The organism is Thioclava sp. JM3, assembly GCF_002213185.1.
GTDB lineage: Bacteria > Pseudomonadota > Alphaproteobacteria > Rhodobacterales > Rhodobacteraceae > Thioclava > Thioclava nitratireducens.
This window is the reverse complement of the sequence record NZ_NBOB01000006.1, coordinates 268706-281707: the sequence shown is the minus strand read 5'-3', so window position 1 is coordinate 281707 and position 13002 is coordinate 268706. Positions and strand designations below refer to the sequence as shown.

At 65.8% G+C, this 13002-nt stretch carries 17 protein-coding genes; 6 read left to right on the top strand and 11 right to left on the bottom strand.

What is annotated here, in order from left to right; genetic code table 11:
- Nucleotides 1–74 precede the first annotated feature (74 nt).
- From B6V73_RS13460 to B6V73_RS13445, 4 genes are all read right to left on the bottom strand, one after another.
- A complete protein-coding gene (locus B6V73_RS13460; RefSeq protein WP_088725481.1) occupies nucleotides 75–581 on the bottom strand; it encodes a periplasmic heavy metal sensor in 507 nt (168 codons plus the stop codon).
- Nucleotides 581–1003 carry a hypothetical protein gene (locus B6V73_RS13455; RefSeq protein ID WP_141104907.1) on the bottom strand — a complete coding sequence of 141 codons (423 nt, stop codon included), beginning with the start codon at nucleotides 1001–1003 and terminating at the stop codon, nucleotides 581–583. The genes B6V73_RS13460 and B6V73_RS13455 overlap by 1 nt, the downstream gene beginning before the upstream one ends.
- Nucleotides 996–1580 carry an RNA polymerase sigma factor gene (locus B6V73_RS13450; protein ID WP_088725480.1) on the bottom strand — a complete coding sequence of 195 codons (585 nt, stop codon included), beginning with the start codon at nucleotides 1578–1580 and terminating at the stop codon, nucleotides 996–998. Before B6V73_RS13450 ends, B6V73_RS13455 begins: the two co-directional genes overlap by 8 nt.
- Nucleotides 1581–1674: 94 nt before the next feature.
- On the bottom strand, nucleotides 1675–2562 hold the full coding sequence (locus tag B6V73_RS13445) for a hypothetical protein (protein ID WP_088725479.1): 888 nt from the start codon (nucleotides 2560–2562) through the stop codon (nucleotides 1675–1677).
- A gap of 188 nt (nucleotides 2563–2750) precedes the next feature.
- Between B6V73_RS13445 and B6V73_RS13440 the strand changes: the two genes are divergently transcribed.
- Both B6V73_RS13440 and B6V73_RS13435 read left to right on the top strand, forming a co-directional pair.
- The gene (locus B6V73_RS13440; RefSeq protein WP_075774041.1) at nucleotides 2751–3152 is read left to right on the top strand and encodes a DUF983 domain-containing protein; all 402 of its coding nucleotides are present in this window, start codon (nucleotides 2751–2753) and stop codon (nucleotides 3150–3152) included.
- Complete coding sequence (locus tag B6V73_RS13435; RefSeq protein ID WP_088725478.1) at nucleotides 3145–3852, top strand: NUDIX hydrolase; 708 nt, start codon at nucleotides 3145–3147, stop codon at nucleotides 3850–3852. Before B6V73_RS13440 ends, B6V73_RS13435 begins: the two co-directional genes overlap by 8 nt.
- On the opposite strand, the gene B6V73_RS13430 is transcribed toward B6V73_RS13435, so the two are convergent.
- From B6V73_RS13430 to msrB, 5 genes are all read right to left on the bottom strand, one after another.
- Nucleotides 3849–4751: a DMT family transporter gene (locus tag B6V73_RS13430; protein ID WP_240504140.1), complete on the bottom strand. Its 903-nt coding sequence runs from the start codon at nucleotides 4749–4751 to the stop codon at nucleotides 3849–3851. The two genes, B6V73_RS13435 and B6V73_RS13430, sit on opposite strands and share 4 nt — an antisense overlap.
- A complete protein-coding gene (locus tag B6V73_RS13425; protein ID WP_143597906.1) occupies nucleotides 4748–5263 on the bottom strand; it encodes a lipocalin family protein in 516 nt (171 codons plus the stop codon). Before B6V73_RS13425 ends, B6V73_RS13430 begins: the two co-directional genes overlap by 4 nt.
- Nucleotides 5251–5601 carry a hypothetical protein gene (locus tag B6V73_RS13420; protein ID WP_075774039.1) on the bottom strand — a complete coding sequence of 117 codons (351 nt, stop codon included), beginning with the start codon at nucleotides 5599–5601 and terminating at the stop codon, nucleotides 5251–5253. Before B6V73_RS13420 ends, B6V73_RS13425 begins: the two co-directional genes overlap by 13 nt.
- The gene (locus tag B6V73_RS13415; RefSeq protein ID WP_075774038.1) at nucleotides 5601–6647 is read right to left on the bottom strand and encodes an aldo/keto reductase; all 1047 of its coding nucleotides are present in this window, start codon (nucleotides 6645–6647) and stop codon (nucleotides 5601–5603) included. The genes B6V73_RS13420 and B6V73_RS13415 overlap by 1 nt, the downstream gene beginning before the upstream one ends.
- A gap of 80 nt (nucleotides 6648–6727) precedes the next feature.
- Complete coding sequence (msrB, locus tag B6V73_RS13410; protein WP_088725476.1) at nucleotides 6728–7168, bottom strand: peptide-methionine (R)-S-oxide reductase MsrB; 441 nt, start codon at nucleotides 7166–7168, stop codon at nucleotides 6728–6730.
- Between the two features lie 120 nt (nucleotides 7169–7288).
- Here msrB and B6V73_RS13405 point away from each other — a divergent pair, with 120 nt between their 5' ends.
- On the top strand, nucleotides 7289–8911 hold the full coding sequence (locus B6V73_RS13405; RefSeq protein ID WP_088725475.1) for an acyl-CoA dehydrogenase family protein: 1623 nt from the start codon (nucleotides 7289–7291) through the stop codon (nucleotides 8909–8911).
- A gap of 53 nt (nucleotides 8912–8964) precedes the next feature.
- Nucleotides 8965–9453, top strand: coding sequence for a cupin domain-containing protein (locus B6V73_RS13400; protein ID WP_088725474.1), 489 nt, complete (start codon nucleotides 8965–8967; stop codon nucleotides 9451–9453).
- Nucleotides 9454–9469: 16 nt separating this feature from the next.
- Here B6V73_RS13400 and ychF read toward each other — a convergent pair whose 3' ends face one another.
- Nucleotides 9470–10567, bottom strand: a complete 1098-nt coding sequence (gene ychF / locus B6V73_RS13395) for a redox-regulated ATPase YchF (protein ID WP_078600446.1) — start codon at nucleotides 10565–10567, stop codon at nucleotides 9470–9472.
- Between the two features lie 115 nt (nucleotides 10568–10682).
- Between ychF and B6V73_RS13390 the strand changes: the two genes are divergently transcribed.
- The gene (locus B6V73_RS13390; protein ID WP_088725473.1) at nucleotides 10683–11099 is read left to right on the top strand and encodes a VOC family protein; all 417 of its coding nucleotides are present in this window, start codon (nucleotides 10683–10685) and stop codon (nucleotides 11097–11099) included.
- A gap of 116 nt (nucleotides 11100–11215) precedes the next feature.
- Nucleotides 11216–12007 (top strand): tryptophan synthase subunit alpha, encoded by a 792-nt coding sequence (trpA, locus tag B6V73_RS13385; RefSeq protein ID WP_088725472.1) that lies wholly within the window; start codon nucleotides 11216–11218, stop codon nucleotides 12005–12007.
- Between the two features lie 20 nt (nucleotides 12008–12027).
- On the opposite strand, the gene B6V73_RS13380 is transcribed toward trpA, so the two are convergent.
- Nucleotides 12028–12822, bottom strand: a complete 795-nt coding sequence (locus B6V73_RS13380; RefSeq protein ID WP_088725471.1) for an ABC transporter permease — start codon at nucleotides 12820–12822, stop codon at nucleotides 12028–12030.
- Nucleotides 12823–13002: the final 180 nt, after the last annotated feature.

Genomic DNA, 13002 nt, shown 5'->3' with positions numbered 1-13002 from the left:
ATGATGAGACGAGCCGAAAATCTTCACCATTTCAGCTAGCGGCCAACTCCGACGCGCCGGCCATCGCACCGGCCTCAAGGCTTGTCCTGACGATCCCTGTCGCGGTCTTTCTTGTGCCGGTCGAACCGCCCCGCGCCCTCGCGCAGACGCTCGGCGAAACTGTGGCGGGCCGCCGGGCTCATTGCGTCGAGCCTGTCGAGGATCAGCCGCTCGCCGATATCGACCCGCTGCACGGTCCGCGCCTTGTGCCGCTCGAGCAGCTTGGCCACCTGATCGCGATCCCACGGCTCCGCGTCGATCGCGCTGATCAGCGCCGCCATATCGCTGCGCGCCTGCCGCCGCATGTCGCGGAATTCGGAGCCGCGCGCCTGCGCCGCCTTGCGCAGCGCGTCGCGGTCTTCGGGGCTCAGAGCTCCGGTGAAGGCGCCAAGGCTGACGTCGCCCACGACCGGGCGCGGCGGATGCCGCTCATGGCCAAGCCAGCCGCCGATGAAAAATCCCAGCAGCAGCAGGTTCAGCACCGCGGACGCTATCAGCGCCCAACGCAACCCCCGGCCGTTTCGCGTCTCGGCAATCGCCATCAGAACCCTCCTTCATCGACGAAGGCGAAGGTATCGCCTTCGGGTAGCAGGTTGACCGTGCCGAGGCTTTCGGTCGTGCTGCTGGCGTAAAACGGGCTGAGCGCGCCGATCTCGTCTGCGCCCACAAAGCCGATCCAGACCCCGGCCAGCGCCGCCGTGACGAGGCCGCCCATCGGGGCCCAGCCGCCAAACGCGCCGCGAAGCGCGTCCCAGATACCGGCTAGGACATCGGGTGCTTCGGACCCATCCGCCGGGGCCTGGCGCGCAAAGGCTGCTTGCTCCGCCTCGGCATCGGCCAAAACCCGGGCAAGGAAGCCCTCGCCTGGCTCGGCCCCGCCCGCCGCGCGCGCTTCGCTGAAAAGCTGCTCCAGCGCCGCGTCGTCGAATGCGTCCGTCTCGCGATCCATGCGTTTGTCAGTCATCGCCAAACCCCAATTTCTCTCGCTGCCCCCGAAGCAGCTTGCTCAAAGCGCGCTTTCCCCGCGCTGTCAGACTTTCTACGGCTTCGACGCCGGTTTCCATCGCGGCAGCGATCTCGGGATTGGACAAACCGTCGATATGTCGCAGTGTCACCGCGATCCGCTGTCGTTCCGGCAATTGCTCCAGCGCGGCTTCCAGCGCCGCCACACGGTCGCGCGCGATCAGCTCGTCCAGAGCGCTCGCCCGGTCATCGACCACCTCAGGCGCCTCGTCCAACCCCACGCCGCGGCGCTTGCGCAGCCGGTCCGTCGCGAGATTGGCAACCACCCGGTAAAGCCATGTCGAGACCTTGGCCTCGCCGGCCCGCCATTCCGGCGCGATCTTCCAGAGCCGCAAAAGCCCCTCTTGCGCGACATCCTCGGCCTCGGCCGCGTCGCGAAGATAGCGATAAGCGAGCCGGTAGGCCAACGGCCCGAAGCGCAACGTCAAAGCCCGCGCTGCCGCCGGGTCGCCCTGCGCGTATAGCTCCAGCAGAGCCTCGTCCGAAGCCTCGTTCATCGCATCCAGTGCCATCGTCATTCCGTCAAAGGCCTAGCCTGCTTTCCCTACGCATGCAATTTGACATGCGACCGGGGCGCACTGCTGCGCCCCGGCTCTTTGTACTGCTCGAAACTCAGTTCGCGGATCGGCCCGAGCCGTCGGCCGGACCGCTGCCCGGCCCCTGACCTTGCCCTTGGCCAGCACCGCCGCCCGGTTGCATCGGCGGCGTGCCCTGAGGGCCTTGACCGTTCGGGCCCTGCCCCATCGGACCATCCCCTAGCATCATCCGGCCATAGCCGGGGCCATATTCGTCGCGGTCGTCGTCCCAGCCCATGCGGTCATGGCCGTAGCGATCCCCTTTGCCCATGCGGTCGTACCCATGGTGATCGCCCTTGCCCTTCCGGCCATGCTCGTAGCGGTCGTGCATCCGCCGCATGAACCTCTTGGCCATCTGCATCTCGTCGGCGCTGACCGCCCCGTCGCCGTTACGGTCCATACGCTCGAACATGCGCGTCGGCATCGGGTGGGCCATCAGTTCGGCGGCCGACAACTCGCCATCGCCATTGCTGTCCTGCGCAGCGAAACGCGCCTTCACGCGGGCCTCGATGCGGGTCTTGACCTTCGCCATCTCGAAATTGACGAGTTCTTCTTGCGAGACCATGCCGTCGCCATTCGCGTCGAGCGCCTGCGCGTCGGCGGCGCGCTTGGCTTGAATCTCGTCCATCGTCACCTGACCGTCGCCATTGCTGTCGAAACGGCTGATGTCGAAGCCGAAGCCGCGTCCGCCCCGACCGTCCATCGCACCGGGCTGCATGGTCTGCCCCATACCGTTGACCGGGCCATTACCTTGGCCAGCGCCGGGACCGTTACCCGGTCCGTTAGCTGGCCCCTTCCCCGGCATCGCCTGTTGCCCCTGCATCTGGTTGCCGGTCTGGTTCTGCGCCACCACCGGCATTGCGAGGGTGATCGCGCTCCCTGCGAGGATCGCCGCGACGAGGGTCTGCCTGTTCATGACTTTCATAAGAAACTCCTGTTCTCGCTCCCACGGCACGTCTCGCGCCGTCGATGTCTGTCCCAACGCGGCACGCGCAGCATTCCGTCGCGAATCTCACACACCCGTGATAGACCCGCCGGACTTTCCATCCGCTCCGGCTGCCGCCATACTGCCCGGCAAACGGGCGGAGAGAGACCGCCACAAGGGAGAGCGCAATGCAGTCGCATGACGAATATCACGATGACCGCCCGCTGGGCCGCTCGATCGGGCGAGGCCTGCGCTGTCTCTGTCCGGCCTGCGGCAAGGGGCGGATCTTGCACAGCTATCTCAAGGTGCGCGACACTTGCCCGTCCTGCGGCGAAGACCTCTCGCACCAGCGCGCCGATGACGGCCCGGCCTATCTGACGATCCTGATCGTGGGCCATCTCGCGATCCCGATGATGGCGGCCTATTTCATCGCTTTCCGTCCCGGCCCGTGGGAGATGATCTGGATTTTCGGCATCGGGTCGATGGTGCTCTCGGCGATCCTGTTGCCGCTGATGAAAGGGATGCTGGTAGGCATCCAATGGTCGCGCCGGATGCATGGTTTCGGCGAGGGCGAGATCGTTCATGACTGACACCAAGCCCCCGGAGGACAAAACTGCGCTGCGCGATGCGGCGAGCGTGATCGTCCTGCGCCGTGACGGGACGACAGCTCCTCGTGTGCTAATGGGTCAGCGCGGCGCTGGGGCCGCGTTCATGCCTTCGAAATACGTCTTTCCGGGCGGTGCGCTCGACGCTGCCGATTGGGAGGTGCCCTTTGCGTCTCCGCTGCCCGCGCCCGATCATGCGCGGCTCGAGGCCGATGCGCCCAGGGGCATCGGTGCGGCCCTCGCCGCCGCCGCCCTCCGCGAGTTGTGGGAAGAGACCGGGCTCGTGCTGGGCGAGAAAAACGCCTGGCCCGGCGCGGTGCCCGCCGATTGGCAGGGCTTTGCCGATCTGGGCTTTCTGCCCTCGGCGGCCGATCTGCGTTTCGTGTTCCGCGCGATCACGCCGCCAGGCCGTCCGCGCCGCTTCGATGCACGGTTTTTCCTCATCGACGCGGACGCAATCCAAGGCGATCTCGACGATTTCTCGCGGGCCTGCGACGAGCTCTCGCATCTGCATTGGGTGCCCCTGCCGGAGGCGCGCGCGCTGAACCTACCGTTCATCACCGAAGTCGTGCTGGCCGAGATCGCGGCGCTGATCACCACCGATCACGCGCTTGGCGCGCCGCATTCGGTGCCGTTCTTCGATAATCGTGGATCGCGATCGGAGTTCCGGCGGATCGGGCTCTAACGCCCCGCCAGCACAATCACGATCAGCGAAACCACGACGAGCGCGATGCCCACCCCTTCGCGCTTGTGCAGCCGCTCGTGGAAGACCAGCGCCGAGGCAAGCAGCGTGAAGACGATCTCCACCTGTCCCAGCGCGCGCACGAAAGCCGCGTTTTGCAGCGAGAAGGCAGTGAACCAGCCCGCCGAGCCCAGAACGCCGGTGATCCCCACGAGCACCGTGCGCCGCCACGCGCCGAACACGCGGGTTAATTCGCCCGGCTCGCGCAGCCGCAGGTAAAGCCCCATCCCGATTGACTGCGCGAAGGTCGCGCAGGCCAGCGCGACGATGGCGCGAGCGAAGAAGTCGAGCGGCTCAAGCTCCAGCGTCGCTCCGCGATAGAAGATCGAGGACAGGCCGAACAGCGCCCCTGCCCCCACGCCGTAAAGCGCCGCTCGCGGGTTGAAGCCGCCTTCGGGCGGCTTGGTCAGGAACAGCACCCCCGCCAACCCGATCGCAATTCCGATCCAGCCGATGGGTCCGACGAACTCGCCAAGGATGATCGCGGAGAACAGCGCGACCTGCACCGTCTCGGTCTTGGTGAAGGCCACGCCCACCGCGAAGTTGCGCAAGCCGAACAGCGCGACCGTCAGGAAGGTCGCCGCCACCTGCGCCGCGCCGCCCGCTATGACGAAACCCCAGAAGGGGCCACTTAGATGCGGCCACCGCGTGGCGGTCGCGGCCAGAAAGCCCAGCGCCGTCACCGCCGCGAGCGGGAAGCCGAACAGGAAGCGTGAAAACGTCGCGCCGCCGACCGAGAGTTGCGCTCCCGCCAACAGCTTTTGCAGCATGAAGCGGATGGTCTGAACCGCCGCCGCGAACAGGGTCACCCAAACCCAGAGATGCGCCGGCGCGTCGGTCACTTGCCGACCCGCGTCATGTCATAGCCGTTGAAGTCCATGACGTCGCGCGCCGCCTTGATCAGATCGGGCCGGGGCGGGGTCTGCCGCGACAGGATCATCCCCCAACGGCCCGACGGCGTGCCGAGCACAGCCACCCGATAATCGAAATCGACCCAGAGCACCCAGATCGGCTCACCGCCGAACGCGTCCTTCGCCAGAAGCCGCCCGCCCGGCCCGGTCAGCGTGACCGTCTCGTCGACGGCAGCCGGTGTAATCGCGCAATTCGTGCCGCGCAGGCGATAGGCGCTCTTGCCGTCCCACGTCCAGTTTTGCGTGCCCGAGCAGCCCGGAATACCGCTTTCGACGACATGCCACTCGCCAGCGAAGCGCTGCGGATGGAACAGCGAGGCCGAAGAGATCAGCGCCCCCGGCTTGCGGAGCGAGGCGGTCTCCGGCTGAGGCCCACAGCCCGCGAGGGTCAGCGCGAGCATGCCGCCCAGCGCGGCGATCTTCGCCCAGCTCATTGCACGCATAGTTGCATCGGGTAGCCCGCCTCGCTCATCACGTCGTTACAGCCCAGAAGCGGTGTTACCGGAGCGCAGGTCTTGGAGCGCGCGAGGCATTCGCCCTCGCATTCGCTGCCCGCCTGGCAGCTCTTGCCGCTATCGGAGGTCATCTTCACGCAGATGAACGCCCCGTCGCGCGCGACCCAGTTGCCGCCGCGCGCGACGCATTCGAATTTACCGGCATCGATCTTTTCCTGCCCGACCAGCGGCAGTTGCTCTGCCGTATCGCCCCCGTCCGTGGTGCCGAAAGGCTTGCAGGCCGCGAGGGCGAGTGCAGCACCCAGAAGGATCGACGCCGCCCGCATCAATAGGGCATCGGGTAGTGCTTATGGAGCTCCGCGATCTTGTCGAGCAGCTCCTTCGGCAGTTCCACCCCTTCCGCGTCGAGGTTAGGTTTGAGCTGGTCGACCGAAGTCGCGCCGACGATCGGGATCACCGGGAAGGGACGGCTCATCACCCAGGCGATCGCCATCGTGACCGGGTGCAGGTCGAACTCCTTGGCGAGCGCCACATAGCGGTCCGCGATCTCGAAAGCGCGCGGATTGGCCCGCCCACCGAGATTGTTGACCAGCGACCGACGGGTATTCTCGGGGATCACGTCGCCGGAATATTTGCCCGTCAGGATACCGGCCGCGAGCGGCGAATAGGCCAGCAGCGTAACCTTCTCCTGTTGGCCGAGCTCGCCGAGATCGAGATCATAATAGCGGCACATCAGCGAATACTCGTTCTGGATCGACTCGACGCGCGGCCCCTTACCCGCCGCGGCCAGTGCCAGCCATTGCGCGGTGCCCCAGGCGCTCTCGTTCGACAGACCGAATTCGCGAATCTTGCCTTCCTGGCGCAGCGCCTCGAGCGTCTCCAGACAGGCGCTCATATCGTCGAGCACCTCCTGCTTCGAGGGCTGCTTCGACGGATCGAAGCGCCACGTCTTGCGGAAGTGATAGGAGCCGCGATTGGGCCAGTGGAACTGGTAGAGGTCGATGTAATCCGTCTGCAGCCGGGTCAGCGAGTCCGTCACAGCCTGCCGGATCCGGGTCGGGCTGATTACCGGGCCTCCCTCGATCGCGTGCGAGCCTTCGCCGGTGATCTTCGTCGCCACCACGAGATCGTCGCGCTTGCCGCGCTTGGCCAGATAAGTGCCCACGATCTGCTCGGTCCGGCCCAAGGTCTCGGCCTTGACCGGGTTCACCGGATACATTTCCGCGGTGTCGAGGAAATTGATCCCGCGGTCGAGCGCGAAGTCGATCTGATCGTGGCCCTCGGCCTCGGTGTTCTGGCTGCCCCAAGTCATCGTTCCGAGGCATATCTCGGACACCATGATCCCGCTTTGACCAAGTTCCAGCTTGCGCATTCCCGCGCCCCCTTTGTCATATGATGTTGCGCGGACCCTGCCACCGGGCCGCGGGAAGGTAAAGACCCCTGACCCGGTGCTTATTCGACCCGGTCCATATACTCGCCGTAGCCCTCGGCCTCCATCTCCTCGTAGGGCACGAAGCGCAGCGAGGCGGAGTTGATGCAATAGCGCAAACCGCCCTGATCGCGCGGGCCGTCGGGGAACACATGGCCCAGATGGCTATCGCCATGTTTCGAGCGCACCTCGACGCGCGTCATCCCGTGGCTGGTATCGGTCAGCTCCACGACATGATCGTCGATCAAGGGCTTGGTGAAGGACGGCCAGCCGCAGCCCGCGTTGTATTTGGTCGAGGAGGCGAAAAGCGGCTCGCCCGAGACCACGTCGACATAGATGCCCTTGGCGGAGTGGTCGTCATATTCGCCCGTGAAGGGGCGCTCGGTGCCATTTTGTTGCGTGACGCGGTATTGCTCGGGGGTGAGTTTCGCGATCGCGTCGTCGGATTTCTGCCATTTGCTCATGATGGGTCTCCCTTTCGCGCCTGATCTAGGCGGCGGCGGCCGCGAGAAAAGCCCTGCCGCCGCGTTTCACTCGCATGTTTTACGGCGCGCGCCTACCATCCGGATCAGGAGGAGTTTGCCATGACCACGCCCGATCCCCGCGCCGATCTGCCCACCCATCACGTCGAGAACCAGCCGCCCGCGCGCGGCGACGTCGATTTGTTCGGCGCGGATGCGCCTCTGCGCGAGGCCGTCGCGCGGGCGGGCGGTCAGACAGATACGCTCTCGGATTACGGCCGGACCCTCGGCACGACCGAGATGCGCGAAGCCGGGCGCGACGCGAACCGCTACCTGCCGGAGCTGCGCCTCTTCGATATGGGTGGACGACGGCTCGACGAAGTGCACTTTCACCCCGCCTATCATCGCTTCATGGAGGCTGGAATCGGCGCGGGCTACGCCGCGCTGCCGTGGGAAGGCGCGAAGGGCGGCCACGCCACCCACGCCGCGATGGTCTATCTCGCGAGCCAGGTCGAGCCCGGCAGCTGCTGTCCGATGACGATGACCTATGCCGCGGTGCCCGCGCTCGAGGCCACGCCCGAGATCGCCGCGATCTGGCGCCCGAAACTGACCGCGCGCAGCTACGATCCGCGCGTGCTGCCGGTGGGCGAGAAGACCGGCGCGACGCTCGGCATGGCGATGACCGAGAAGCAGGGCGGCTCGGACGTGCGCGCGAACACCACCCGCGCCGAGCCGGCGGACGGGCATTGGCGGCTGACCGGCCACAAGTGGTTCTGCTCCGCGCCGATGTCGGACGGGTTCCTGACGCTGGCGCAGACCGACAAGGGACTGAGTTGTTTCCTCGTCCCGCGCTGGCTGGAAGGCGAGCGCAACGCGATCCGAATCCAGCGGCTGAAGGACAAGCTGGGCAATCGCTCCAACGCGTCCTCCGAGATCGAATATGAGGGCGCGTTGGCCTATCTTCTGGGCGAGGAAGGCAGGGGCGTCGCCACAATCATCGAGATGGTGCATCACACCCGACTCGACACCGCGCTCGCGCCTGCGGGGCTGATGCGCGCGGCGATCTCCGAGGCGCATCACTGGGCCACGCATCGCGCCGCCTTCCAGCGGCGCCTGATTGACCAGCCGCTGATGCGCGCGGTGCTGGCCGATCTGACGCTGGATTGGGAAGGCGCGCTGACGCTGGGGATGCGCGTGGCGCAGGCCTTCGACAGCGCCCGCCCCGAGGATCGCGCCTTCGCCCGGATCGGCGTGGCGCTGGCGAAATACTACGGCAACAAACGCTGCCCCATGGTGACCTACGAGGCGATGGAGGTGCTGGGCGGCATCGGCTACGTCGAGGACACGCCGATGCCGATGCTCTACCGCGAGGCCCCGCTGAACGGCATCTGGGAAGGCTCGGGCAACGTGATCTGTCTCGACATCCTGCGGACCCTCGCGAAAGAGCCGCTGGCGGCGGAGATGCTGCGCGCGGAGCTGGACGCGGCGCGCGGCAGCGATCCTCGCTATGACGCGGCGCTGGCCGATCACCTCGCCCGCTGGCCTGCGCTCCCACCCGAGGCCGAGGCGCGCTGGTTCGCGGAACGGCTGGCACTGCTCCTGACCGCATCGCTGTTGATCCGGCATGCACCTGCGGCGGTGAGCGACGCCTTCGTCGCGACGCGGCTTGCGGGCGAGGCGGGCCGGACCACCGGCGCGATGGCGGACAGCGATGTCTCTGCTATTCTGGACCGGATCGCTGGCTGAGACTGCGGAAGCCTCCGGCGGGGATATTTGGATCAAGGAGAAGGAGGGGCGCGATGAGCGAAGACCGATATCTGATCCGGGCCGATGAGATCGCGGCGATGGAGGGGCTGGCCAAGACGCATTTCCTCAACCCGAATGCGCGGCGGATCAACAAGAGCCTTGGCGATGCGACGGGGCTGACCGGGATCGGGGTGCATATCATCGAAGTGGAGCCCGGCTGCGAGACCACCGAGTTTCACCGCCACCACCACGAGGACGAGGCGATCTTCGTGCTCAGCGGCGAGGCGACCGCGCGGATCGGCGAAGAGCGTCACGCGATCGGGCCGGGCGATTTCATCGGCTACCGCGCGGGCGGCGCGGCCCATACGATCGAGAATACCGGATCGGAGATGTTGCGGCTGCTCGTGGTGGGCCAGCGCCTACCCCATGACGTGGGCGACTATCCCGACACGGCCAAGCGGCTCTACCGCAATGCGGGGATGCCGTGGCAGATCGTGGATGTCGACGCGATCACGGAGGTCAAGGCGGGGGCGAAGAAGTGACGCCCCCAGCCGAGGTTCACGCGTTGAACAGGAAGTGCAGCACGTCGCCGTCTTTCACTTCGTAGGTCTTGCCCTCGACGCGGAACTTGCCGGCCTCTTTCGCGCCCGCTTCCCCCTTGTTGGCGACGTAGTCGTCGTAGGAGACCGTCTCGGCGCGGATGAAGCCGCGTTCGAAATCGCCGTGGATGACGCCCGCCGCCGCCGGGGCCAGCGTGCCCTTGCGGATCGTCCAGGCGCGGGCTTCTTTCGGGCCGACGGTGAAATAGGTCTGCAGGCCCAGCAGGTCGTAGCCCGCGCGGATCAGGCGGTCGAGACCGGCCTCTTCCAGCCCCATCTCTTCGAGGAACATCTCGGCTTCCTCGGCGTCGAGCTGCGAGATTTCTTCTTCGATCTTGGCCGAGATCACCACGGTGCCCGCGCCCTGCTCTGCGGCCATCTTGGCGACCGCTTCGGATTTCGAGTTGCCGGTCGCGGCGGAGCCTTCCTCGACATTGCAGACATAGAGAACCGGCTTGGCGGTCAGCAGCTGCAGCATGTTCCACGCTTTGCGGTCGTCCTCGGACACCTCGACGGTGCGCGCGGGGCGGCCAGCTTCCAGCGCCTCTTTCGCCTGCTCCAGAAGGCGCATCGCCTCCTTGGCTTCCTTGTCGCCGGATTTCACCTTGCGGGCGAGGTTCGCGATACGCTTCTCGAGGCTTTCGAGATCGGCGATCATCAGTTCGGTCTCGATGGTTTCGGCATCGGCCACCGGATCGACGCGGCCTTCCACATGGGTCACATCGCCGTCTTCAAAGCAGCGCAGCACATGGGCGATGGCATCGACTTCGCGGATATTGGCGAGGAACTGGTTGCCCAGCCCCTCCCCTTTCGAGGCGCCTTTCACGAGGCCGGCGATATCGACGAAGGTCATTCGGGTCGGGATGACCTCTTTCGAGCCTGCAATCTGGGCCAGCGTGTCGATCCGCTCATCTGGAACGGCCACTTCGCCGACATTCGGTTCGATCGTGCAGAAGGGAAAATTCGCCGCCTGCGCGGCCGCCGTCTTGGTCAGCGCGTTGAAGAGGGTGGATTTGCCCACGTTCGGCAGACCCACGATACCCATCTTGAAACCCATTTCGCCCTCCTGTTTGTGGCTGCGCGTTTCTTATTCATTGGCCGCCCCCGGTGCAAGCGCGCGCGAGGGCCGGAATCGTGATAGGCTGGCCTTCGTGTTCAGGGAGGTGACCGCGATGAGTTTCGAACCCTACATCCACTTTCAAGGAAACTGCGAAGAGGCGATGCGTTTCTATGCCGACCTCTTCGGCACCGAGCCCCCCTTCCTCATGCGTTATGGCGACATGCCCGAGGCCAGCGAAGGCATGAGCGATAACGGCAAGGCGCGGATCATGCATGCGCTGATCAAGCTCGGAGATGGCGCGCTGATGGCCTCGGATTGGCCCGAGGGGCGCGATCGTCCGCAAAGCTCGGTTTCGATCTCGCATGTCTCGGACAGCCGGGAGGCCGCGAAGGCGATCTTCGAGCGGCTGATGGATGGGGCCGAGGAGGTCATGATGCCTTTCGACGACACGTTCTGGGCCGACGGGTTCGGAATGCTGCGTGACCGTTTCGGAACGGCGTGGATGATCAACGGCCCCTCGAAGATGTAGGCGCGGTCCGTCGCCGCAGTATGCGCGGGCCGTCGTGGCATTCGATCACGCGCGCGAGGCATTGATTTTCCCGCCCTCTTCGCGCAAACCGCTTCGGGACCAGCCGGAGGGACGCCATGACTCGCATCGACGCCAAATTCGCCAGCCTCAAGGAAGAGGGCAAGAAAGCCTTCGTCTCTTATATCATGGCGGGCGACCCGGATCTGGAAACCTCGCTCGAGGTGATGAAGGGCCTGCCGGCGGCAGGCGTCGACATCATCGAGCTGGGCGTACCCTTCACCGATCCGATGGCCGACGGTCCGACGATCCAGCTGGCGGGGCAGCGCGCGCTCGACGGCGGGCAAACGCTGCAGAAGACGCTCGACATGGCGGCGGAATTCCGCAAGACCGACGACACCACGCCGATCGTGCTGATGGGCTATTACAACCCGATCTATTCGCGCGGCGTGGATCGCTTCCTCGAAGATGCGAAGGCCGCGGGCATCGACGGGCTGATCGTGGTCGACCTGCCGCCGGAAGAGGATGAGGAGCTTTGCATCCCCGCGCAGGCTGCCGGGATCAACTTCATCCGCCTAGCGACGCCGACGACCGACGACAAGCGCCTGCCCAAGGTTCTGCAGAACACGTCCGGTTTCGTCTATTACGTCTCGGTGACGGGGATTACCGGCTCTCAGGCCGCGCAGGCGACCGAGGTCGGCCCGGAAGTCGCACGGATCAAGGCCAAAACCGATCTGCCGGTGATCGTTGGTTTCGGCATCACGACGCCCGAGGCGGCCAAGACCATCGCGGGCGTGGCCGATGGCTGCGTCGTGGGCTCGGCCATCGTGAAAGAGATCGCCGAGGGCAAGCCGGTGGCCGAGGTTCTGGACTTCGTGAAAGGCCTCGCGGGCGGCGCGCACTCGGCGTAAGTCGCCGCGCCGCGACTGGCTCAGGGCTTCATGCGATAGCCAATGCGCAGCCAGTACCAGCCGAGTCCCAGAACCACGATCAGCGCCACGCCGATCACCGCCAGACCGCGCCACGGTGACGCATCGGACACACCGAGGAAGCCAAAGCGGGCCATGTCGATCAGGTAGAAGACCGGATTGTAATGGGTCAGGATCTGGAAGGCCGGCGGCAACGCCTTGGCCGAGTAGAAGGTTCCCGACAGGAACGACAGCGGCGTGATGATGAAGTTGGTGATCGCCGCCATCTGGTCGAACTTGTCGGCAAACACCGCCGCCAGAATGCCCAGCCCGCCAAGGAAGGCAGCGCCGAAGACGACCGCGGCCAGCGCCCAGAGCGGATGTGCGACACCCTGCCCCAGCACGACAAAAAGCCCGATCCAGATCACGACCGCCACGATCAGCGCGCGCGCTACCGCCCCGGTCAGATACCCCACGAGGATTTCCCACGGCGCAAGCGGCGGCATCAGCGTGTCGACGATATTGCCCTGCACCTTCGCGATCACGATCGAGCTGGACGTATTGGCAAAGGCGTTCTGGATCACCGTCATCATCAGGATGCCCGGCGCAATGAAATGCAGAAAATCGACGCCGAGCACGTCGGCCCGATTGCGCCCGAAGGCCAGCGCGAAGACGGTCAGGAACAGCCCGGCGGTGATCAGCGGCGCCAACACCGTCTGCTGCCAGACCGCGAGAAAGCGGCGAATCTCGCGCCAGCCCAACATCCGCAGGCCCATCCAGTTTACCGCGCCAAAACGGCGCACACCGATCTCGTACATCCTGATACTCCCGTTGTTGACCGCTCCCTACACGCTCGCGGCCCGCAGCTCAACGCAGCGAGCGCACAGCCGGTTTCCCGCTTGCGCACGCGCCCGAACCGCCTCGTAGCCCTTGAAAAGCGGGCCCCGCGATTGTATCTCTGCGCTCTCCCGCTAAAATAGGGATTGAAACTGGAATGG